Source organism: Streptomyces sp. NPDC007896, from assembly GCF_042959425.1.
In the GTDB taxonomy this organism is placed as follows: domain Bacteria; phylum Actinomycetota; class Actinomycetes; order Streptomycetales; family Streptomycetaceae; genus Streptomyces.
On sequence record NZ_JBIBKX010000004.1, the window covers coordinates 49,111 to 69,815 of the forward strand.

General features: G+C 69.7%; 20 protein-coding genes and 1 pseudogene. 9 read left to right on the forward strand and 12 right to left on the reverse strand.

Annotated elements, in window-relative coordinates; genetic code table 11:
• Window positions 1-70 precede the first annotated feature (70 nt).
• The 3 genes from ACFZDJ_RS14850 to ACFZDJ_RS14860 form a co-directional block, all read right to left on the reverse strand.
• A complete protein-coding gene (locus ACFZDJ_RS14850) occupies window positions 71-2,506 on the reverse strand; it encodes a SpoIIE family protein phosphatase (RefSeq protein WP_391059283.1) in 2,436 nt (811 codons plus the stop codon).
• Window positions 2,507-2,621: 115 nt separating this feature from the next.
• Window positions 2,622-3,290, reverse strand: a complete 669-nt coding sequence (gene msrA / locus ACFZDJ_RS14855; RefSeq protein WP_390934657.1) for a peptide-methionine (S)-S-oxide reductase MsrA — start codon at window positions 3,288-3,290, stop codon at window positions 2,622-2,624.
• 94 nt (window positions 3,291-3,384) lie between these two features.
• Entirely contained in the window at window positions 3,385-4,503 is a 1,119-nt protein-coding gene (locus ACFZDJ_RS14860; RefSeq protein ID WP_390934656.1) for a hypothetical protein, read from the reverse strand.
• 187 nt (window positions 4,504-4,690) lie between these two features.
• Between ACFZDJ_RS14860 and ACFZDJ_RS14865 the strand changes: the two genes are divergently transcribed.
• Window positions 4,691-5,845: a cystathionine gamma-synthase gene (locus ACFZDJ_RS14865; RefSeq protein ID WP_054234766.1), complete on the forward strand. Its 1,155-nt coding sequence runs from the start codon at window positions 4,691-4,693 to the stop codon at window positions 5,843-5,845.
• Between the two features lie 22 nt (window positions 5,846-5,867).
• On the opposite strand, the gene ACFZDJ_RS14870 is transcribed toward ACFZDJ_RS14865, so the two are convergent.
• From ACFZDJ_RS14870 to ACFZDJ_RS14880, 3 genes are all read right to left on the reverse strand, one after another.
• Window positions 5,868-6,116: a hypothetical protein gene (locus tag ACFZDJ_RS14870; protein WP_390934655.1), complete on the reverse strand. Its 249-nt coding sequence runs from the start codon at window positions 6,114-6,116 to the stop codon at window positions 5,868-5,870.
• A 58-nt stretch (window positions 6,117-6,174) separates the two neighbouring features.
• Window positions 6,175-6,699, reverse strand: a complete 525-nt coding sequence (locus ACFZDJ_RS14875; RefSeq protein ID WP_391059286.1) for a sigma factor-like helix-turn-helix DNA-binding protein — start codon at window positions 6,697-6,699, stop codon at window positions 6,175-6,177.
• A 216-nt stretch (window positions 6,700-6,915) separates the two neighbouring features.
• The gene (locus tag ACFZDJ_RS14880; RefSeq protein ID WP_101400352.1) at window positions 6,916-7,419 is read right to left on the reverse strand and encodes a MarR family winged helix-turn-helix transcriptional regulator; all 504 of its coding nucleotides are present in this window, start codon (window positions 7,417-7,419) and stop codon (window positions 6,916-6,918) included.
• Between the two features lie 165 nt (window positions 7,420-7,584).
• Between ACFZDJ_RS14880 and ilvA the strand changes: the two genes are divergently transcribed.
• The 3 genes from ilvA (at window position 7,585) to ACFZDJ_RS14895 (ending at window position 10,953) form a co-directional block, all read left to right on the forward strand.
• A complete protein-coding gene (ilvA, locus tag ACFZDJ_RS14885; RefSeq protein ID WP_391059289.1) occupies window positions 7,585-8,814 on the forward strand; it encodes a threonine ammonia-lyase in 1,230 nt (409 codons plus the stop codon).
• Window positions 8,815-9,031: 217 nt separating this feature from the next.
• The gene (locus ACFZDJ_RS14890; RefSeq protein WP_248296950.1) at window positions 9,032-10,102 is read left to right on the forward strand and encodes an ATP-binding cassette domain-containing protein; all 1,071 of its coding nucleotides are present in this window, start codon (window positions 9,032-9,034) and stop codon (window positions 10,100-10,102) included.
• On the forward strand, window positions 10,099-10,953 hold the full coding sequence (locus tag ACFZDJ_RS14895) for an ABC transporter permease (RefSeq protein ID WP_384912277.1): 855 nt from the start codon (window positions 10,099-10,101) through the stop codon (window positions 10,951-10,953). The genes ACFZDJ_RS14890 and ACFZDJ_RS14895 overlap by 4 nt, the downstream gene beginning before the upstream one ends.
• A gap of 107 nt (window positions 10,954-11,060) precedes the next feature.
• Here ACFZDJ_RS14895 and ACFZDJ_RS14900 read toward each other — a convergent pair whose 3' ends face one another.
• Window positions 11,061-11,738 carry a GAP family protein gene (locus tag ACFZDJ_RS14900; RefSeq protein ID WP_390934652.1) on the reverse strand — a complete coding sequence of 226 codons (678 nt, stop codon included), beginning with the start codon at window positions 11,736-11,738 and terminating at the stop codon, window positions 11,061-11,063.
• Window positions 11,739-12,359: 621 nt separating this feature from the next.
• Here ACFZDJ_RS14900 and ACFZDJ_RS14905 point away from each other — a divergent pair.
• The 3 genes from ACFZDJ_RS14905 to ACFZDJ_RS14915 all read left to right on the forward strand — a co-directional run bounded on the left by ACFZDJ_RS14905 (window position 12,360) and on the right by ACFZDJ_RS14915 (window position 15,486).
• Window positions 12,360-12,833 (forward strand): hypothetical protein, encoded by a 474-nt coding sequence (locus ACFZDJ_RS14905; RefSeq protein ID WP_391059292.1) that lies wholly within the window; start codon window positions 12,360-12,362, stop codon window positions 12,831-12,833.
• A 114-nt stretch (window positions 12,834-12,947) separates the two neighbouring features.
• Window positions 12,948-14,300 (forward strand): Dyp-type peroxidase, encoded by a 1,353-nt coding sequence (locus ACFZDJ_RS14910; RefSeq protein ID WP_391059295.1) that lies wholly within the window; start codon window positions 12,948-12,950, stop codon window positions 14,298-14,300.
• Between the two features lie 55 nt (window positions 14,301-14,355).
• Entirely contained in the window at window positions 14,356-15,486 is a 1,131-nt protein-coding gene (locus ACFZDJ_RS14915; RefSeq protein ID WP_391059298.1) for a catalase family protein, read from the forward strand.
• Window positions 15,487-15,547: 61 nt separating this feature from the next.
• Here the strand turns inward: ACFZDJ_RS14915 and ACFZDJ_RS14920 are convergent, their stop codons facing one another.
• The 4 genes and pseudogenes from ACFZDJ_RS14920 to ACFZDJ_RS14935 form a co-directional block, all read right to left on the reverse strand.
• Window positions 15,548-16,495, reverse strand: a complete 948-nt coding sequence (locus ACFZDJ_RS14920) for a zinc-binding dehydrogenase (protein WP_391059826.1) — start codon at window positions 16,493-16,495, stop codon at window positions 15,548-15,550.
• 145 nt (window positions 16,496-16,640) lie between these two features.
• A pseudogene (locus ACFZDJ_RS14925) lies at window positions 16,641-16,775 on the reverse strand (flavin reductase family protein); the annotation flags it as partial.
• A 101-nt stretch (window positions 16,776-16,876) separates the two neighbouring features.
• Window positions 16,877-17,374 carry a transcription elongation factor GreA gene (gene greA / locus ACFZDJ_RS14930; RefSeq protein WP_054234773.1) on the reverse strand — a complete coding sequence of 166 codons (498 nt, stop codon included), beginning with the start codon at window positions 17,372-17,374 and terminating at the stop codon, window positions 16,877-16,879.
• A 221-nt stretch (window positions 17,375-17,595) separates the two neighbouring features.
• Entirely contained in the window at window positions 17,596-17,997 is a 402-nt protein-coding gene (locus tag ACFZDJ_RS14935; protein WP_168495038.1) for a DUF4307 domain-containing protein, read from the reverse strand.
• A gap of 158 nt (window positions 17,998-18,155) precedes the next feature.
• On the opposite strand from ACFZDJ_RS14935, the gene mca reads away from it, so the two are divergent.
• Window positions 18,156-19,016: a mycothiol conjugate amidase Mca gene (gene mca, locus ACFZDJ_RS14940; protein ID WP_168517782.1), complete on the forward strand. Its 861-nt coding sequence runs from the start codon at window positions 18,156-18,158 to the stop codon at window positions 19,014-19,016.
• A complete protein-coding gene (locus ACFZDJ_RS14945; RefSeq protein WP_391059301.1) occupies window positions 19,009-19,281 on the forward strand; it encodes a hypothetical protein in 273 nt (90 codons plus the stop codon). Before mca ends, ACFZDJ_RS14945 begins: the two co-directional genes overlap by 8 nt.
• A gap of 45 nt (window positions 19,282-19,326) precedes the next feature.
• Here the strand turns inward: ACFZDJ_RS14945 and ACFZDJ_RS14950 are convergent, their stop codons facing one another.
• Complete coding sequence (locus ACFZDJ_RS14950; protein WP_391059304.1) at window positions 19,327-20,700, reverse strand: hypothetical protein; 1,374 nt, start codon at window positions 20,698-20,700, stop codon at window positions 19,327-19,329.
• Between the last annotated feature and the right edge of the window lie 5 nt (window positions 20,701-20,705).

Below are 20,705 nucleotides of genomic sequence, written 5' to 3' on the forward strand. Positions count from 1 at the left end.
GTCTTGAGCTTTGATGACCTACGTCATTCGGTCCCGCTGCCGCCCGGCGCCTGCCGATGTTCGTCGCGGGTCACGCGTGCGGCAGGGGCTGCTCCGTCCAAACGGTCTTGCCGTCGTGGGAGTAGCGGGTGCCCCACCGCTCCGTGAGCTGCGCGACCAGGAAGAGCCCGCGGCCGCCCTCGTCCGTGCTGAGGGCCCGTCGGAGGTGAGGGGAAGTGTGGCTGGTGTCGGACACCTCGCAGATCAGGCAGTGCGTACGGATGAGGCGCAGGGTGACGGGGCCGGCCGCGTACCGGTAGGTGTTGGTGACGAGCTCGCTGGCGACCAGCTCGGTGGTGAAGGCCAGTTCCGTCAGCCCCCATTCGGTCAGTTTCTCCGTGGTCAGCTGCCGGGCACGGGCAGGGGCGGTTGCTTCCAGGGGCAGCTGCCAGGTGGCGACATCCTGTGGCGGTAGCACCCGGGTACGGGCGATGAGCAGCGCGACGTCGTCGGTGGGGAGGTGCTCCTTCGGCAGCAGCGCTTCGACCACGGCATGGCAGGTGCTGTCCAGAGGATCCGCGACGTGGGTGAGACATTGGTCCAGGTGCTCCAGCGCGGCGTCGATGTCGCCGTTGCGCGCCTCCAGAAGACCGTTGGTGTAGAGCGTGAGCAGACTGCCCTCGGGGAGGTCGAGGTCGTACGTTTCGAACGGCAGCCCGCCCAGACCCAGCGGTGGACCCGCGGGCAGGTCGAGCACGGTCACCTCGCCGTCCGGGGTGGACAGCACCGGTGCCGGGTGACCGGCGCGTGCCAGGGAGCAGTGCCGGGAGACCGGATCGTAGACCGCGTACACGCAGGTGGCCCCGAGCATCTGCTCCACCGCGGACCCGCTGCCGTCGGCGTTCGCCTCCAGCTCGGCGGCCAGCAGGCTGACCAGATCGTCCAGCCGTGCCACCACCTCGTCCGGTTCCAGGTCGAGGCTGGCCAGGGTGCGCACGGCGGCGCGCAGGCGGCCCATGGAGGCCGCGGCGTGGATCCCGTGGCCGACCACGTCTCCCACGACGAGTGCGACCCGGGCTCCCGACAACGGGATCACGTCGAACCAGTCACCGCCGATGCCCGGTTCACCGCTCGCCGGGAGGTATCGGCAGGCCACCTCGACAGCCGGCAGATCGGACACCGCGCTCGGCAGCAGACTGCGCTGCAGAGTCAGAGCGGCGCTCTGCTGCTGGGTGAAGCGGCGCGCGTTGTCGATGCAGACGGCCGCACGCGAGGAGAACTCATGGGCCACCGCGGCATCGTCGTCCTCGAAAGGCTCCGAATGGCGCACTCGCCACAGGCTCACTACGCCCAGTACCAGGCCGCGAGCCACCAAGGGCACCACGATCAGCGAATGAACGCCGAGACCCATGGCGATCTCGATCCGCCGCCGGTCCATGGCGTACCACTCGGGGCGGAGGGACAGCAGCCGGTCGAGAATCGGGCGACGCTCGGCCAGGCAACGCGCCTGCGGAGAATCCGGAAGGAGCGGGACCACCTCGCCCTCCTGGTACGGGACCCGGTGTTCTGGGGGCGAGAGGGCTACGCGGAGCAGGGGACCTCTCACACCGGGGGGTGGTTCGTCACCAAGTGTCACCGACTGCAGCAGGTCCACCGAGCAGTAGTCCGACAGGCCGTGGGCGGCCACCTCGGCCAGTTCCCGGGCCGTCTGCGCCACGTCCAGAGAGGTTCCGATCCGGGCGCTTGCCTCGTTCAGCAGGGCGAGCCTGCGTTGGGCCCGGTGGCGGTCGGTCACGTCCTCGATCGTCTCGGCCACGCCGAGCACCCGGCCCGCGGGGTCTTCCATCCGGAACGCCGAGACGGACACGATCCGGTCCCGGCCCGGATCATGGCGTGCCCGGGCCGACTGCTCCGTGAAGATCAACGGCTCGCCGGTCTCCAGGACGTGCCGTACCCGCTCCTCGGTCGGACCCGCGTCCTCGTCGACCATGAACTCGCGGGGGCGACGGCCCACCGGCGCCTCGGCCGGGACACCGCTCGCCTTCGCGACCGCACGGTTGACCCGGATCACTCTGCTGTCCGGGCCGTAAGTGACCAGACCGATCGGGGACCGGCGGTACAGGCCGTCCAGCAGCGCGCGGTCCCGCTGCCAGGCACTGACCTCCGCGGCGGGGGCTCCGACCAGGACCCACTCCTGACTGTCCCCGCCCCGCGTGATCGCGCGGGCCCGGAAACCCATCTCCACCCGCCGTCCGTCGCGGTGTCGGACGGGCAGGACCCCGAACCAGCCGCCCGTCCTCATGGCGTCCACGACGACGGACCGCGCGACAGGCAGGTCACGGGCGTCGATCAGGAGGTCCTGCCACGCCCGTCCGATCACTTCCTTGGCCGGATAGCCCAGCAACTCCTGTGCACGTGCGCTCCAGCCGACCACGGTGCCTTGATCGTCGAGCGCAGCCGAGGCGCCACGCCCGAGCGCGAACGGATCCTCAGGACTCTCGCTGAAATGCATCGACGGCGTCCCCATAGCCACCACCTTGCCTGTGTGACTCCGATGTTCCTCCCCACGGTCTCCGTTCGCGACCTCCCGTTCCTCCCGGGCCGGGCAGGAGTGGTACGGCGATCAGGCGCTACGGCGAGACTCACCCCTCGGCGAGAGCCACGCCGATCGGGCACGAAACACCCGTCCCGCCCAGCCCGCAGTAGCCCGCCGGGTTCTTGTCGAGGTACTGCTGGTGATAGCCCTCGGCCGGGTAGAAGGTGCGGCCTTGCGCGGGGAGGAGTTCGGTGGTGATGGTGCCGTAGCCGGAGGAGGTCAGGACCTTCTGGTAGGCGGCGCGGGAGGAGGCCGCGGTGGCTGCCTGGACGGGGGTGTGCGTGTGGACGGCGGAGCGGTACTGGGTGCCGACGTCGTTGCCCTGGCGGAAGCCCTGGGTCGGGTTGTGGGACTCCCAGAAGACCTGGAGGAGGCGCTCGTAGGAGATGAGGCCGGGGTCGTGGACCACGCGGACGACCTCCGTGTGACCGGTCAGGCCCGAGCAGACCTCCTCGTACGTGGGGTGCTCGGTGAAGCCGCCCTGGTAGCCGACCAGGGTCGTGTACACGCCCGTCGGGAGCTGCCAGAACGTGCGCTCGGCGCCCCAGAAACAGCCCATGCCGAAGTCGGCGATCTCCAGGCCCTCGGGGTAGGGGCCGAGGAGGGGGTTGCCGAGGACGGTGTGCCGGTCGGGGACCGTGAAGATCGGCTCCGGGCGGCCGCGCAGTGCCTGTTCGGCGGTCGGGAGCTGAGGGGTACGGCTGTGCAGGAACATGCGGTCTCCACGGGGTCGCGGGGGCACGGGGCCGGGGCGCCGTGGTGTTCTCAACGTGTGAGCCCCCGGTCGTGATTCCGGGGCTCGTACGTCCTCAGCGGGGCAGTGACGCCGGCGTTCCGCCGTTCGCCTCGTAGCCCGCCACCGCCAGGGCGCGGTAGAGCGCGTAGTCAGCCGCGGGGTCGGGTGTGAGGGTCCAGGGGAGGGCGCCCACGTGGCCGTCCACGTGCACCAGCTGGTTCATGGCCTCCGCCCAGCGCTCGCCGCGGACCAGGAAGAGCACCAGGAGGTGGCGCACGTGCGCCAGCATCGGGTCGTCGGGGCGGGCCGCGTGCACCGCGTAGAGCGCGCCGTGGACCGCCTTGGTGACGACCTCGCTCTGGTAGAAGCCGCGGACCAGGTTCACCTCGGGGAGGTGCTCGAAGACCGCGAAGAGCGGCATGGCGGCCAGCAGGGAACCCTGAGGGGCGCGGGCCGCCGCGGCCTCCGCGAAGGAGTACGCCACCTCGCGCGAGCCGTGCCACTTCTCGCACCAGTAGTGCAGGGCGGCCAGATGCGCGCCCATGTGGGCCGGCGCGCGGTCCAGGATCTTCAGCCAGAGCGCCTCGAACTCCGGCTGGGAGTAGGCGAGTCCGCGGGCCACAGACAGTTCGATGATGTACGGGATCGGGTCACCGGGGGAGAGCAGGGCCGCCTCGCCGCATGCCGTCCTCGCCTCCTCCATGATGATCCGGAACTCGTCCGTCCCCGGCGTCGACGTCCGCCACGCCTGCTGCACCAGGAACTCCGCGTGCACCGCCGCGCCGCCCGCGTCCTTGGGCTTCTCGGCCCGCCACACCCGCAGCCACTGCCCGCCCGGCGTCTCGCTGACCCCGCCCGGGCGCTGCTGCAGCTCCAGGGACGCGGCGCCGGCGAAGGCCTGCACCCGCTGCCAGCGCGTCTCGCCCGAGATCTCCGTGCCCGCCAGGAGCTGCGAGGCCGCTGGGTAGTCCTGTGTGCGCTGCACCAGGTCCAGGACGTCCAGGAGGTCCCCGTCCGGTCCGGGCATGCGGATGTCCAGCTCCTCCTGACGCAGGAATCCGTAGTTCGCCGGGTCCGCCGCGTCCGGGTCGCCGGGCGAGACCAGCTGAATGCCGGTGCGCCTGCGCCTGAGGACCGGCAGCAGGACCAGGCTGAACATGGCCAGCGCCATCAGGACCCAGAGAATCTCCATGCCTCAAGCGAACCAGACGGGTCCGACAATTGGCCAACCCGGTCCGGTTCCGGTCCGGTCCCGGCCGCCCGCGCAGACCACGAGCTGCCCCCGACCAGACCACGAGCTGCCCCCGACCAGACCACGAGGCGCCCCGCACAGGCCGTGAGCCGCCATCAGCCCCGCGGGCGCACTACGCTCGGGACCCATGAGCGACAGGCACATCAGTCAGCACTTCGAGACCCTCGCGATCCACGCGGGCAACACCGCCGATCCCCTCACCGGCGCGGTCGTCCCGCCGATCTACCAGGTCTCGACCTACAAGCAGGACGGCGTCGGAGGGCTGCGCGGCGGTTACGAGTACAGCCGCAGCGCCAACCCCACCAGGACCGCCCTGGAAGAGAACCTCGCCGCCCTGGAGGGCGGTCGTCGCGGCCTCGCGTTCGCGTCCGGACTGGCGGCCGAGGACTGCCTGTTGCGTACGCTGCTCAGCCCCGGCGACCACGTGGTCATCCCGAACGACGCGTACGGCGGTACGTTCCGCCTCTTCGCGAAGGTCGTCTCGCGGTGGGGCGTCGAGTGGTCCGTGGCCGACACCAGCGACCCGGCCTCCGTACGGGCCGCCCTCACGCCGAAGACCAAGGTCGTGTGGGTGGAGACCCCCTCCAACCCGCTTCTCGGCATCACCGACATCGCCGCGGTCGCGCAGATCGCGCGCGAGGCGGGCGCCCGGCTCGTCGTCGACAACACCTTCGCCACCCCCTACCTGCAGCAGCCGCTCGCGCTCGGCGCGGACGTCGTCGTGCACTCGCTGACCAAGTACATGGGCGGCCACTCGGACGTCGTCGGCGGCGCGCTGATCGTCGGCGACCAGGCGCTCGGCGAGGAGCTGGCGTACCACCAGAACGCGATGGGCGCGGTCGCCGGGCCCTTCGACTCCTGGCTGGTGCTGCGCGGCACCAAGACGCTCTCGGTGCGCATGGACCGGCACAGCGAGAACGCCACCAAGGTCGCCGACATGCTCACCCGGCACGCGCGCGTGACCCGCGTTCTCTACCCGGGCCTGCCGGAGCACCCCGGTCACGAGATCGCCGCCAAGCAGATGAAGGCGTTCGGCGGCATGGTCTCCTTCCAGGTCGAGGGCGGCGAGGAAGCGGCCGTCGAGGTCTGCAACCGCGCCAAGGTCTTCACCCTCGGTGAGTCCCTGGGCGGCGTCGAGTCCCTGATCGAGCACCCCGGGCGCATGACGCACGCGTCCGCCGCCGGCTCGGCCCTGGAGGTCCCCGCCGACCTCGTCCGCCTCTCCGTAGGCATCGAGAACGTCGACGACCTGCTCCAGGACCTGCAGCAGGCACTCGGCTAAACCCACCACCGGCCCCTCGGGGTCACCAGCCCGTCAGCGGTGGGGTCGTCTGCGAAGGCGGCTCCACCCAGGGACGGACCATCGACGCCCACACCACGAAGGCGACGGCCGCGGCGAACAGCAGCAGCCACATCACCCGCCGGGCCAGCGTCCTGCGGCGCAGCATCCGGCTCCCGCGGCGTACGACGTCCGCGTACAGGTCGGGCGGCACGGGGGGCTGCTTCTGCTCCAGCAGCCGCCGTACGTTCGCCTCGCGCTCGGGCAGGTTCACGACCGCACCACCAGCCTCACGGCCGCATCACCGTGCTTCATGACCGCATCACCGTGCTTCACGACGGCACCACCTTCGCCATGGTCGGTGCCGGTCCGCGCGGCGGGTGCAGCAGTGTCGTCATCGCCCGGGCACAGATCGCCCGGACCCGTTCCACGGGGAGCCCGAGCAGGGCCGCAGTCTGTTCCTCGGCGACCCCCTCGTACATCCTCAGGACCAGGATCAGCCGCTCCTGGGGCGTCAGACGGGCCAGGACGGCCACGGAGCCCGAGCCGGAGCCGGATGGGGATGGGGATGGGCGGGAGCGTCCCAGAGCCCCGTACTGGTGCCACGCCCCACGCGCGAAGCGGACGGCCAGCTGCTGGCGGGCCCGGTCGTACGGGTCCTCACCGCGCAGCCGGTCCCAGGAGGCGTACGTGTGGGCGAGTGCCAGCGTCAGCAGGCGCCGCGCGCGCGGATTGGCGTTCGGCGGCTCCGCCGTGAGCAGTGTGGTGGCATGCAGCAGCCGCCCTGCCGCGCCCGCGACGAATGCCTCGAACTCCCGGGCCCGGCGGGCGCTTTGGAGCGCACGCCGTTCTCGCACCACGCCTCCCGCCCGAGGACGACCCTGACGGAACCAAGGGCCCGGCCGTGTACGACGGGCCGCACCGCGTGCGACAAGGACCCGGTCTCATATGAGGCCAGACGCGGCCCCGCGGTCAAGAGTCCGGCCGGCACACGCGTGTGAAGCCGAAAGGACACGCGCGGGTGAAGCCGCAAGCACACGCGCGCGTTAAGGCTCAGGAAGGCGGCGGGCGGCTCAGGAAGCCGGCTGTTCCCCCGCCGTGCCCCCCGTCGTGGCCATCCGGGACGAGAGCGCGCTGTTGAAGCGCGTGAGGAGCGAGCAGAAGGCCTCGCGCTCCTCCGGCGCCCAGTCGTGGGTCAGCTCGGCCATCAACTGACGCCTGGAGGAGCGCACTTCGTCGAGCCGGGACTGCCCGCGCGGCGACAGCTGGAGCACCACGGCGCGTCCGTCCTCGGGGTGCGAGGTCCGCTTGACGAGACCGGTGTCGACCAGCGGGGCCACCTGCCGGGTGACCGTCGAGGAGTCGATGCCCATGCTCGCGGCGAGCGCCTTGACGCCCATCGGGCCTTCCTTGTCGAGGCGGTTGAGCAGCAGGTATGCGGCGCGGTCCATGGAGTTGCGGACCTGCCCCACTCCGCCGAGCCGGGTCTGTTCGGCACGGCGCGCGAACAATGCGACCTCGTGCTGAAGCGTGTCGAGAAGACCGGTGTCACCGACGGTCGTCATGTCCATCGACATCTCTGGTGTTGTGGGCATGGCCGGGGGCTCAATTCATGCGTGGGGAGCTGGGTTGGGGGAAAGGGTACGCGGCTCGGACGCGGGTCGTACCGACGCTGAGTAAAACCGGTCTCGGCCCGTGGTCACACCAGGAGTCCTCGGGTGTGAACTGCGAGACTGGTGGTCATGAGCTACAGCACGGCCGACTCCTTGCCCAGGGTGACTCTGGACGACGTACGAGGCGCCCAGAAGATGCTCACGGGCGTGGCGCGGATGACCGCGATGGAGGGCAGCAGGTACCTGTCCCAGCTGGTGGGCGCCCCGGTGCACTTCAAGTGTGAGAACCTCCAGCGCACCGGCTCGTTCAAGCTGCGTGGCGCGTATGTGCGGATCGCGGGGCTGCTTCCGGAGGAGCGCGCCGCGGGTGTGGTCGCGGCCAGCGCGGGCAACCACGCGCAGGGCGTCGCCCTCGCCTCCTCGCTGCTCGGCGTGCGCTCCACGGTCTTCATGCCGACCGGCGCCCCGCTGCCGAAGGTCGCGGCCACCCGCGACTACGGCGCCGAGGTGAGGCTGCACGGTCAGGTGGTCGACGAGACGCTGGCCGCCGCCCAGGAGTACGCGGCCGAGACGGGCGCGGTGTTCATCCACCCCTTCGACCACCCCGACGTCATCGCGGGTCAGGGCACGGTCGGCCTGGAGATCCTGGAGCAGTGCCCGGAGGTGCGCACGATCGTCGTCGGGATCGGCGGCGGGGGGCTGGCCGCGGGTATCGCGGTCGCGGTGAAGGCGCTGCGCCCCGATGTACGGATCATCGGCGTGCAGGCGGCGGGCGCGGCGGCGTATCCGCCCTCGCTGGCGGCCGGGCGCCCGGTGTCGGTCGACAACCCGGCGACGATGGCCGACGGCATCAAGGTCGGACGGCCCGGCGATGTGCCGTTCCGGATCGTCCAGGAAATGGTGGACGAGGTCCGCACGGTGTCGGAGAGCCACCTGTCGAGCGCGCTGCTGCTCTGTCTGGAGCGGGCCAAGCTGGTCGTCGAACCGGCTGGCGCGAGCCCCGTCGCGGCGTTGCTGAGCGAGCCCGGGACCTTCGAGGGCCCGGTCGTCGCGCTGCTGTCGGGCGGCAATGTGGACCCGCTGCTGATGCAGCGCATCCTGCGCCACGGCATGGCAGCGAGCGGTCGCTACCTCGCGGTCACGCTCCGGCTGACGGACCGTCCCGGTGCTCTGGCCACACTTCTCGGGGTGTTGTCAGTGGCGGACGCTAACGTCCTCGATGTGAGCCACGTACGGACCGATCCCCGGCTCGGGCTCACGGAGGTGGAGGTCGAGCTGCACCTGGAGACGAAGGGTCCGGAGCACTGCGCCGAGGTCGGCCGCGCCCTGCGCGAGGCCGGCTACACGGTCATCGACTGATCGAATGATCGACTGACATTCATCGTTCGAGGTCAGGGCCCCTGTCCTCGAACCTTGGAAAAATCTGTTGAGTAACGCGATACATCGCGTTACGGTGTGTGTCGCGCCCGGCCCTCGCCCGGCCTCTCGCTGTGCTCGTGGCAGTCTGTGAGGCGGGACGAGACGGGCAAAGGTAAGAAGTTACCGTGAAAATTCCCCAACGACGTGGAGAACTCACATGCCAGGCGCCATCTATGCCGAAGGCCTGGTGAAGACCTTCGGTGACGTAAGGGCTCTGGACGGCGTCGATCTCGATGTCCCGGAAGGCACCGTCCTGGGCCTGCTGGGACCGAACGGCGCGGGCAAGACGACCGCCGTCCGCTGTCTGACGACCCTCCTGCGCCCCGACAGCGGCAAGGCGGTTGTCGCGGGCGTCGACGTGCTCAAGCACCCCGACGCGGTACGGCGCAGGGTCGGCCTCTCCGGACAGTTCGCGGCCGTCGACGAGTACCTGACCGGCCGCGAGAACCTCCAGATGGTCGGCCAGCTCTACCAGATGAGGGCGAAGGCCGCGAAGGTCCGCGCGGCCGAGCTCCTCGAGCAGTTCAACCTGACGGAGGCCGCCGACCGCCCCGCGAAGACGTACTCGGGCGGTATGCGCCGCCGGCTCGACCTGGCCGCCGCGCTGGTCGTCTCACCGCCGGTGATGTTCATGGACGAGCCGACGACCGGCCTCGACCCGCGCAACCGGCAGCAGCTGTGGGAGGTCATCAAGCAACTGGTCTCCGGCGGTACGACCCTGCTGCTGACCACGCAGTATCTGGAAGAGGCCGACCACCTCGCGCACGACATCTGCGTGGTCGACCACGGCCGTGTGATCGCCCGTGGCACCGCCGACCAGCTCAAGGCGCAGACCGGCGGCGAGCGCGTCGAGGTCGTCGTGCACGAGCGTGAGCACATAGCGACGGCCTCGGAGGTGCTCCGCGGCTTCGGCAAGGGCGAGACGACCGTCGAGGAGCACACCCGCAAGCTCACCGTGCCCGTCACCGGCGGCGCGAAGCTCCTCGCGGAGGTCATCCGCGAGCTGGACTCCCGCGGCATCGAGATCGACGACATCGGGCTGCGCAGGCCCACGCTCGACGACGTCTTCCTCTCCCTGACCGGGCATGTCGCCGAGGTGAAAGACGAGGAGAGCGGGGCGGCGGGGGACGCGAGGGGTCGCAAGCCGAAGAAGGACCCCGCGAAGAAGGACCCGGCGAAGAACGAGACCGCGCAGACGGAAACCGCGCAGACGGAGGACGCGAAGTGAGTGCCGTGACAGACGCCGTCCCCGCGGCGGCCCCCCAGGGCGCCGTCGTCCAGTCCGTGCGCGACTCCCTGGTCATCGCCCGGCGGAATGTGATCCGCATGACCCGGATTCCCGAGATGGTCATTTTTGGGCTGATCCAGCCCATTATGTTCGTGGTGCTGTTCAGCTATGTGTTCGGTGGCTCGATCAACGTCCCGGGTGCGGGCCTCAGCCCCTCCGGATACCGCGAGTTCCTGATGGCGGGCATCTTCGCGCAGACCGTCACCTTCGCCACGGCGGGCGCCGGAGCGGGCATCGCCGACGACATGCACAAGGGCCTCATCGACCGCTTCCGCTCGCTGCCCATGGCGCGCGGCGCGGTCCTGACCGGCCGGACCCTCGCCGACCTGGTGCAGACGGCCCTCACCCTGGTGGTCCTCGCGGTCGTCGCCGTCCTGGTCGGCTGGCGCACGCACGAGAACTTCGGCAAGGTGCTGGCCGGATTCGGCCTGCTGCTCCTGCTCGGCTACGCGTTCTCGTGGATCGGCGCGCTGATCGGCCTGTCCGTACGCACCCCCGAGGCGGCCACCTCCGGCGGCCTGATCTGGCTGTTCCCGCTGACGTTCATCTCGAACGCGTTCGTGCCGTCGGAGAACATGCCTACGTTCTTGCGGACCATCGCGAACTGGAACCCGTTCAGCGCCACCGTGCAGGCCTGCCGCCAGCTCTTCGGCAACCTCCCGGCGGGCTATCCGGTGCCGGACGCCTGGCCCATGCAGCACCCGGTGTGGGCATCGTTGCTGTGGTCCGTGCTGATCGTCGTGTTCTTCCGAACGCTGGCGGTTCGCAAGTACCGCCGGGCAGACGCTTGATCACGCTTCTTCGCCGCGCGCCCTGCGTGGCCGTCGGCTAGGAGCAGCCTGACCAGCAAGGATTGACCAGAGGCCCTGGCAGACGCCGGGGCCTCTGTCGTTGCCTGTCAGGAGGTGAGGATGGAGATGCCGTCTCCGAGCAGCTTCACCCCGAGGACGAAGAACAGGACTCCCATCACGGCGACGTTGTGCTGGGCTGCCCAGTCCTTCCAACTGCCGAGCGTGGTTCTGGCTCGCTCTCCTCCGAGCAGGAAGACTCCCAGTGGGGCCAGCAGGCCGAGGGTGGCGATCAGGACGAAGATCGCCAGCGAGGCGATCTCCTGCCCGACCGGCAGTCCGGCTGAGCCGATGGAGGCGGCCGCGGCGATGGTCAGCGGGGCGTTCTTGGCGTTGAGCGCGGCCAGGGCCAGTCCGAGTCCGAAGACCTTGACCGGCGTGAGGCGGTCGATCGCGCCCATCCACTTCGGCAACTGGGCCTGTGAGGGATCCTTCGGGCGCCGGTGCCACAGCCGGGCGCCGAAGAAGACGAGGAGCACGCCCAGAGCGAGCTTGAGGGCGCCCACCCAGGTGGCCGGGTGATTGTGGGCGGAAGCACCTGCGGGGGAAGCGATTGCCAGCATCACCGCGCCCAGTGCCGAGAGCCCCACGATCCAGCCGACGGTGAAGAGGGGGCCGTTGAGACGTCCCCGAGGCGTGGCGAGTATGAGGATGATGGCGATGATCGGGAGCGGGCTGATCGCGACGGCGGCCGCAAGACCCAGCACGTCACCGAGAACTTTGCCCATGATTACCTCCGGGTGGGTGGGCCAGGGCGGCGATCGAGTTGAGCAAGGCTGGGCGGGAGCGAGCGACCAAACCGCTTGGGCGGCGGCCGACTGCGGGACTGCCGTGGACATACGCAGGCCCGCTGGGGAGCCCTGGGCCGGGGGCACAGCCATCCCGGAAGTGGTCCCCATGAACGGCGAACTCCTCGGCACGGCCCCGGGAAAGCGGCTGCCCGAGAACGTGACGACGATCAACTCGGCAAGTTCCCGTTCCATCTTCCTGCGCCTTTCCGGATCTGTCCTAGGGAGCTCCTCGGGACGCGGGGACCCTGGCCTTGGCCCGAGGTGGCTTGCCTTACCCCCGGAGGGGGACGCCGGTCACGTGTCGTCCGGGCGCGGGACGACACCCACGGCCGGGTGTGCGGGGCGGTGTGCGTGGAGTGAGGATTGGACGTGAGGGCGATGGCGTCCCATGTCAGGGCGCTTGGCGACCCTCGGTCCGATCCGTGGCAGGAGAGTCTCACGATGACTGCGACGACAGGTGCAGCTCATTCGGCTCAGCCCAAGCGCCCGGGCAGGTCGGATGGGGTCTGTAACGAGTTCACCGTCTTTACCAAGATCAAGCCCGGCCATGCTGATGCGTTGCGTGAGGATCTCGCCGCGATGGCCGACGCGGCGGCTGACGAGAACGTCCATGCGGCACTGCGCCAGATCGGCACCCTGCATGACGCACGGCACGTGATCTTCGACAACGACACCCGGTTCATGTTCGCCAGTGTCTTCGACGGCTCCTGGGACACGTACATCGACGACTTCGCCAAGACGGTGGTCGGGGCCCGCTTCGACAAGGTCTTCTCGCACAGCGAAGGGTTCCCCGGCGTCACCGACCCAGGGGCGAAGGACTGGTTCCTTGCCAACCAGGAGCCCGCGGGAGTCTTCGTCAGCGCCTATCCCGATCTGACCGTTCAGCAGATCTACAAGGACCACCGCGTGGAGGAGGCGTTCGAGGCGGTGCTGGACACCGCTGAGTTCCGGGCGGCGCTGGACAACCCGGCGAACGCCGACTTGCTGGCCACGCCGGCCTTCCAGAAGCTGCTGGAGGAAGCCGCGGCCTAGAACCCGCACACACCCAACCCTCAGAGCCGACCCGACATCGGTGGACCGCGTCGGGCGCGGGTCGGCCGCTGCAGGTCTGCCCATGCAGAGGCCGATAGGGAGGCACAGGCGATCATGAACACTGCGGCAAGTAGCAGCGCGGCCAGTGTGGGTGTCGAGATCGACGACGTCCAAAGCGGGGCACTGCGTCCACGGCCCGTGCCGTATGAGGGAAAGTTCGTCTTCCTGCGCGTCGACGACCGCCACGCCGGGCGCGCCCTGCTGCGACGGCTGCTCCCGGTGACCTCGGGTGGTCTGCCCGGCGTGGACCGGAGCCAGGATGCCTGGGTGGCTGTGGCGTTCACCTACCAGGGGCTGAGGGCACTGGGCGTGCCTCAGGAATCGCTGGACAGCTTTCCGCGGGCGTTTCGTGAGGGCATGGCCGCTCGGGCGGAGCTGATCGGCGACGTGGGCGAGAGCGCCCCGGCCCACTGGGAGGCACCGTTTGGAACGGGCGACATCCACATCGCGTTGAGCGCCCTCTCCTCCGACGCGGCGCAGCTGGACAAGGAGCTGGTGCGGGCGCGCGTCGCCTACGAGGACACGCCCGGTGTCCAGGTGATCTGGCAGCAGGAGGTCCACCAGCTCCCGACCGGGCGCACCACCTTCGGCTTCCGCGACGGCATCAGCCATCCGAACATCGAGGGCGTCGGACTGCCCGGCTCGAACCCGCAGGAAGCCCCCATCAAGGCCGGCGAGTTCATCCTCGGCTACCCGGACGAGACCGGCAACGTGCCGCCCATGCCCAGCCCCGATGTGCTGGGACGCAACGGGACCTACGCGGCTGTGCGCAAGATCCACACCAACGTGGCGGCCTGGCGGAAGTACCTGCGCGCGAACACCTCCACCGCCGAGGAGGAGGCACTTCTGGCGGCGAAGATGGTCGGTCGCTGGCCCAGCGGGGCGCCGCTGACGCTGGCGCCGGAGCACGATGATCCGGAGCTGGCGGCCGATCCGCACCGCGTCAACAACTTCCTGTACCGGGAGAACGACGATCGCGGCTTCCGGTGCCCCGCCGGTGCGCACATCCGGCGCACCAACCCTCGCGATTCCACCATCATCGGCGACGCACGGATGCACCGCCTCATCCGCCGCGGCACCACGTACGGGCCGCCGCTGCCCGAGGGCGTGCTGGAGGACGACGGCGCCGACCGGGGCCTGGTCGGAGTCTTCCTCGGGGCCCATCTGGAACGGCAGTTTGAGTTCATCAAGGCCGAGTGGGTCAACGACGGCAACTTCATCGGCTACCCCGGCGAGAAGGACCCGGTGGCCGGGCACCACGGCGGAACCGGCAGCGTCACCATCCCGGAGAAGCCGGTCCGGCGTCGGCTGCAGAACCTGCCCAGCTTCGTGGTGACCCGGGGCGGCGAGTACTGCTTCGTGCCGGGTCTGCGCGCCCTGCGCTGGCTCGCCGAACTGGAGGACTGAGGGCAGTTCCTCCCCCCTGAGGCGCCATCACGGTCTTCGAGAAGAGGTCGACGTCATGGCAGCACAGTTCGTCCCCTACACGCCGGACGTCGAAGACGACGACCCGCACTTCGACCAGAACGTGCAGACGGTGATCGAAAAGACCGAGAGCTACATCGCCGAGTCGGTCGAGGCCGGTGGCACCGGCCGGGCCCTGCGCGACGCCCACGCCAAGGGCTACGGGCTGGTCCGGGGGGAAGTGGAGATCCTGGACGGGCTTGCGCCCGAGTACGCCCAAGGCATCTACGCGACTCCGGGAACCCACGATGCGCTCATCCGCTTCTCCAACGGCTCGCCCCACGCCGGAGCCGACGCACGACTGGGCGCGGCCACCGGGCTGGCGCTGAAGATGTTCGATGTCCCCGGGCCGACCCTGCTGGAAGACGAACCGGACTCGGGCACCTTCGACTACGCCAACATCAACGGGCCGATCTTCTTCTGCAACACGGTCGAGCACTACCTGTTCATCCAGGAACTGTTCCTGAACGCGCCGGCCTACTTCTCCCAGGGCCGACCCGGTGCGCGTCGTTTCTTCACCGAGTTCGTGACCGGAAAGGGAACGCTGGACCAGGACAACTGGGCGTGGGACGAGTTCCTGGCCTTCCTGCGGCTGTCGAAGACCCCTCCGGCAAACCTGCTGCTGTCGAGTTACTGGACGATGGGCGCGGTCCGGCACGGGGACTACATCGCCAAGGTGCGCATCACCCCCGATCCGTCCTGCGCCGCCGCGGTGGTCCGGCGCACCATCGACCCGACCTCCGCGCAGGAGGTCTTCCGGCCGGCCCTGCAAGCCGAGCTGCAGGAGCGGCCCTACGCCTTCGACATCCAGGTCCAACTCTGCACCGACCTGGAGCGGATGCCGGTGGAGGACACCACTGTGGAGTGGCCCGAGCGGCTCTCGCCGTCCGTCACGGTGGCCAAGCTGCGGTTGCCGCAGCAGGACATCTCCGGCCCGGAGAACCTGGAGAAGATGGACTCACTGTCCTTCACGCCCTGGCGGGTCACCGCCGAGCACGCGCCCCTGGGCAACATCATGCGGGCCCGCAAGGAGGTCTACCGGCGATCCTCCATCGAGCGTCACAAGCTCAACCAGCAGCCGCGCACAGAGCCGCGCAGCGCCGACGAGGTACTCGGCCCGGCCCGATGAAGCCGCTTCGGCGGCCTTTCGGCCAGTGCCTCGGTACTTCCCGGGGGAGGCTCGGTCCCCTTCAGCTCATCGCCGCGACATGGATGACGACTTTGCCCCGCCGATGCTTCTGGCGCAGCGCCTCATACGCGTCGCGCGTGTCGGTGAGTGCGACGACGCGGTCCACGACCGGGGCGAGTCGGCCGTTCTCGATGAGCCGGGTGATCGCATCCAGCTCGTCGTGGTTCGGCTCGACGATGAAGAACGCGCCGTGGGCACCGTGCTCGGCCGCCTTCTTCGGATCCGGCGGCGACACGATGCTGACGAGGACGCCGCCTGGCCGCAGGACGGTCCAGGACCGTGTCTGCGTCTGGCCCCCCACCAGGTCCAGTACGACATCGACGTCCTTGACGTGGTCCTCGAAGCGGGTGCCCGCGTAGTCCAGGACCTGTTGGGCACCGAGGCCGGTCACGAAGTCACTGTCCTGTGCGGCCGCCGTCGCGGTGACCCGCAGGCCGAGGGCGGAGGCTATTTGTACGGCGAACGAGCCGACGCCCCCCGCCCCGCCCAGGATCAGGACATGCTGTCCCGCCTTCACAGCGGCGTGGTCCACCAGCGCCTGCCAGGCGGTGAGCGCCGCCAGTGGAACAGCCGCCGCCCTGTCGTGTTCCAGCCCTGCCGGTTTGGCCGCCAGAACATCGACCGGCACGCTGACGTACTCGGCGGCCGCACCGTCACGTGTGAACGGGATGAGCCCGTAGACCTCGTCCCCCACGGTCACAGCGGTGACCCCGGGACCGAGCTCGGACACGACCCCGGACACCTCATGCGAGGGGACGATGGGGGTGCGGTCTTTGCCTGTCGCGTCGAGGCGGTCGGTCCAGGTGGCGTCCCGGGTGAGCTCGTCCGAGGTGATGGAAGCCGCCCGAACGGCGACGAGCACCTCGCCCGGTGCGGGACGCGGACGCGGCGCCATCTCGTACACGAGCTGCTCGGGTCCGCCACGACTGTGGGCCCGTACGGCGTGCATGGTGTTCACGACGTGATCACTCCAAGAAGTCGGCCCGCATCCCCTCTTCATGGTCGCCCACGGAACGTGCTCTCGACAGTCGGCCGCTGGGCTATTCAGGCCGTGGCTCCTCGTAGGGGATGCGGCTTGATGTACTCCTCGTTCACTGCGGCGTGGAGTTGACGACGAACTCCCCGGTGTCCTCGACATTGCGCAGGGAATCCTTGCGGCCGATCGAGGTGAACTGCACGATCGGCGGGTCGGTACTGGCGATGCTGAAGAAGGAGTGCGGGGCGAGGTCCACACGCTGTGTACGGGGCGCGGCACGCCTGACGGTGGTGACGCGGGTGTGACGATGCCCCCGGCGTGGCCGGGGGCATCGTTGCTGTGGTCGGTCCCGGCTCAGCCCTTGTAGGGCTCGGCCTTGAGGATCTTCACCGAGGCGAGCTTGCCGTTGGGCAGCTCGTACTGGGCGTCCTCGCCGATCTTCTTGCCGTTCACGCCGGAGCCCAGGGGGGACTGGGGCGAGTAGGTCTCGATGTCGGCGCTGGCGTACTCGCGTGAGGCGAGCAGGAAGTCCAGCGTGTCGTCCTCGTCGCCGTCGAAGGCGATGGTGACGACCATGCCGGGGGCGACCATGCCGTCCGCAGCGGGAGCCTCGCCCACCTTGGCGTTCTCCAGGAGCTGGGTCAGCTGGCGCACACGGAGCTCCTGCTTGCCCTGCTCTTCTTTGGCCGCGTGGTACCCGCCGTTCTCGCGCAGGTCGCCCTCCTCGCGCGCGGCCGCGATCTTGGCGGCGATCTCCGTGCGCGCAGGACCAGACAGGTAGTCCAGCTCGGCCCTGAGCTGGTTGTACGCCTCCTGGGTCAGCCAGGTGACGTTCTCGCTGGTCTGGGTCACAGGTGCTCCTCGTAGGTACTGGGAATACAAAGCATCGCCCTACCCAGAAGAATGTGCTTTCACGGGTGGGCGAAACCACGAGCCTAACAATTCCCGGGCAGAAGGGGGAGGACATAAGACATCAGAATTACGTCAACGCAGGTCAGCGCGTAGGTACCACGGGTGATGCCGGAGGCGGCGGGCGGTGCAAGGGGGGCGACAGGGGGCGACAGCGGGTGGTGTCAGTCGGCGTGGCAGCCGAGCAGCTCCGCCGTGCCGCCGCGGGAGGTGGTACGGAGCGTGACGACCTTGTCGATACGGGAGGAGTCCTGGTCGAAACGGAAGTCCGCGCGGCCCACCTCGCTGCCGTCGTCGGCCTGCGAGCGCAGTGTGCAGTAGCCGTGGGCGCCCGCGTCCTTGCGCACCTCCAGATGCACCTCGACCGCGTTGTCCGAGACGGCCTTGAAGGTGATCACCTCGGCGCTGATCTTGTTGGAGAAGACGTAGTAGTACGCGAACCAGCCCATCAGGGCGAGCAGGGCCACGCCCAGCACAGTGCCGATGACCTTGAGTTTCCGGTCCGCGCGCTCGTCCTCGGAGCGGCCGTACCGGCCCTCGGGCAGCTGTGTGCTCGCCGTGCTCATGATCGTCCTCTCGGGGACGGGGTCCCGGAATTATTCGTCCCCCGATTCCGTCACTATAGAAGCCGCCCATGACGCCGAAACACGCCGGGCGCCGACTTGCCGACTGGCCTCACGGCCGACTTACTGAGGATCGAGTCTTGACTGACCAGCTGCGACTGATGGCCGTGCACGCCCACCCCGACGACGAGTCGAGCAAGGGCGCGGCCACCATGGCGAAGTACGTGTCCGAGGGGGTGGACGTGCTGGTCGTGACCTGCACGGGCGGGGAGCGCGGCTCCATCCTCAACCCGAAGCTCCAGGGCGACCAGTACATCGAGGATCACATCCACGAGGTACGCAAGAAGGAGATGGACGAGGCCCGCGAGATCCTCGGCATCAAGCAGGAGTGGCTCGGATTCGTGGACTCCGGCCTTCCGGAGGGCGACCCGCTGCCGCCGCTGCCCGAGGGCTGCTTCGCGCTCGAGGACGTGGACAAGGCGGCCGGAGAGCTGGTCAGGCAGATCCGCTCGTTCCGTCCGCAGGTGATCACCACGTACGACGAGAACGGTGGTTATCCGCACCCCGACCACATCATGACCCACAAGATCTCGATGGTGGCGTTCGAGGGGGCGACGGACACCGAGAAGTACCCGGAGTCCGAGTACGGCCCGGCGTTCCAGCCGCAGAAGCTCTACTACAACCAGGGCTTCAACCGCCCGAGGACCGAGGCATTGCACAACGCCCTCCTTGAGCGCGGTCTGGAGTCGCCGTACGGGGACTGGCTGAAGCGGTGGAGCGAGTTCGAGCGCACCGAGCGCACGCTGACCACGCACGTTCCGTGCGCGGACTTCTTCGAGATCCGTGACAAGGCGCTGATCGCGCACGCCACGCAGATCGACCCCGACGGCGGCTGGTTCAAGGTCCCCATGGAGATCCAGAAGGAGGTCTGGCCGACCGAGGAGTACGAGCTCGCCACCTCTTTGGTCGATACCTCCCTCCCCGAGGACGACCTCTTCGCGGGCATCCGCGACAATGCCTGATATGAGCGCAAGCCTGGCACTGACGCACCTCGTTCCCCTCGCCAAGGAGGTCGACGAGAACAAGGTCACCCCCGGCGTCCTCGGTTTCATCGTCTTCGCGGCGTTGGCCCTGGCGGTGTGGGGCCTGATGAAGTCCATGAACCGGCACATGGGGAAGGTCACCTTCGAGGAGGACCCGGAGCGGCCCGGTAAGGGCGCCGCGGCGGCCTCCGGCAAGGGGAGCGGCCCCGGCCCCGGCGGGAAGGCCTCGCCCGCGAAGGGCTGAGCCTGGTGTGCGCACTCCGGCCACGGGTGGCCGGAGTGCGCCCCCTCACCCTCGGCACTGTCCTCTCGTACGCAGGGGTCTCTCCGAACGCTGGGGCGGCCGTCGGCGTGGTCCTACCGTGGCCCGCTCCAGCCTGTTGTCCATGCCGCACTGCAGGGCGTACGCGAAGCCGAGCGGGTTGCTCCACGCGTCGGCGAAGTGCCGGGCGAGCCCGTGGACGATCTCGCCCGCGGTCTCCCGTCCGCCGAGATAGCGGGTGACGTACGCGTGGGCGTACTCGGCGGCGAACGGTTGCGGCATCTCGATCTGCGGCGCCAGCACCCCGCCCGCGCCCGCCTCGATGAGCGCGCCGCCCAGGCGCGCCGGCTCGGCGGCGGCGGGCAGCCCGGCGTAACCGGCGTTGAGGAACACCAAGGGGCGCTGCGGGAACAGGGGTTCGGCGGGGGCGCGCTCGGCGAGGACCGCAGGGACGTCGATGTCCTTGCCGTCGCTCAGCCGCAGGACGAACAGCGGGGCCCTGTCGTCGGCGACGGGTCTGAAGTGTCCGTGGCACCAGAAGTACATCAGCTGCTCGTCGAGCCCGCCGGAGCGCAGGGCGCGCAGCAGTTCGTCGCACAGGACGCGTTCGACGCGGACGGTGCCGGTGGCGAGGGCGCTTGCGACCTCGGCGGCCCGGGTGACGCCCTCCGGATCGATGCCCTTGTCGTGGTTCAGGCTCACCACCGGTGACGAGGGCGGCAGCCGGGCGTGCTCGTCGTCGGCGGGTACCGGGAAGTGCGGGTGGTGGCCGCCGGTCTGCTCGATCTGGTGCCGGTAGCCGAGGAAACGGCGGAAGGTGTCGCTGCCGGGGCCGCCGGGCCCGTTCGCGGTGTCCTCGGGCAGCGCGAGCATCGGCCAGGGCAGGAACAGGTCGGAGTCGACGCGGATGCGCAACGGCTCCTCGCGGCTCAGCGCGCCGGTCAGGATCTCGCCGAAGCGCCGGGTGCCCCGGCCGCCGTCGCCGAGCAGCTCCCCGTACAGCAGGTGGGAGCCCTGGCGGGCGAGCTCGTCGAGGATCCCGCGCAGTTCCTCCCGGGGTTCGGCGGTGAGATCCGGGCACGTGGCGTACGGGAAGTGGGGGCGCCCCCCGACCGGGATCCCGCGCTCGTCCACGGGCTGGAAATCGACCAGCTCCCGTTTCCACAGCTCCCGCAGACGCGCCGCGGCGGCGGTGACGGCGGCCGGCTTCACATTCAGCCTCAGGGCGTGCTCGGTCGCGGACGGGGGCGCGGCCGGGCCGTACATCCGGGCCCGGATGTGGTCGTCGGCGTGGGAGTCGAGGGCGAGGACCAGGTCCGGGGGACGGACGGTGGGGGCCGGGTGGCGGGTGAAGCCGCGGCCGGGGTCCTGGACGACCTGGCTGAGAAGTTCGCGGGCCATCGGGC

Bases quoted from the DNA above. Each gene is read 5' to 3' on its own strand.
- ACFZDJ_RS14910 (WP_391059295.1), top strand. From the start codon at position 12,948: ATGAACACTGCGGCAAGTAGCAGCGCGGCCAGTGTGGGTGTCGAGATC.
- msrA (WP_390934657.1), bottom strand. From the start codon at position 3,290: ATGTTCCTGCACAGCCGTACCCCTCAGCTCCCGACCGCCGAACAGGCA.
- ACFZDJ_RS14900 (WP_390934652.1), bottom strand. From the start codon at position 11,738: ATGGGCAAAGTTCTCGGTGACGTGCTGGGTCTTGCGGCCGCCGTCGCG.
- ACFZDJ_RS14890 (WP_248296950.1), top strand. From the start codon at position 9,032: ATGCCAGGCGCCATCTATGCCGAAGGCCTGGTGAAGACCTTCGGTGAC.
- ACFZDJ_RS14880 (WP_101400352.1), bottom strand. From the start codon at position 7,419: ATGTCGATGGACATGACGACCGTCGGTGACACCGGTCTTCTCGACACG.
- ACFZDJ_RS14915 (WP_391059298.1), top strand. From the start codon at position 14,356: ATGGCAGCACAGTTCGTCCCCTACACGCCGGACGTCGAAGACGACGAC.
- mca (WP_168517782.1), top strand. From the start codon at position 18,156: ATGGCCGTGCACGCCCACCCCGACGACGAGTCGAGCAAGGGCGCGGCC.
- ACFZDJ_RS14920 (WP_391059826.1), bottom strand. From the start codon at position 16,495: ATGCACGCCGTACGGGCCCACAGTCGTGGCGGACCCGAGCAGCTCGTG.
- ilvA (WP_391059289.1), top strand. From the start codon at position 7,585: ATGAGCTACAGCACGGCCGACTCCTTGCCCAGGGTGACTCTGGACGAC.
- ACFZDJ_RS14935 (WP_168495038.1), bottom strand. From the start codon at position 17,997: ATGAGCACGGCGAGCACACAGCTGCCCGAGGGCCGGTACGGCCGCTCC.
- ACFZDJ_RS14945 (WP_391059301.1), top strand. From the start codon at position 19,009: ATGCCTGATATGAGCGCAAGCCTGGCACTGACGCACCTCGTTCCCCTC.
- ACFZDJ_RS14950 (WP_391059304.1), bottom strand. From the start codon at position 20,700: ATGGCCCGCGAACTTCTCAGCCAGGTCGTCCAGGACCCCGGCCGCGGC.
- ACFZDJ_RS14865 (WP_054234766.1), top strand. From the start codon at position 4,691: ATGAGCGACAGGCACATCAGTCAGCACTTCGAGACCCTCGCGATCCAC.
- ACFZDJ_RS14860 (WP_390934656.1), bottom strand. From the start codon at position 4,503: ATGGAGATTCTCTGGGTCCTGATGGCGCTGGCCATGTTCAGCCTGGTC.
- ACFZDJ_RS14850 (WP_391059283.1), bottom strand. From the start codon at position 2,506: ATGGGGACGCCGTCGATGCATTTCAGCGAGAGTCCTGAGGATCCGTTC.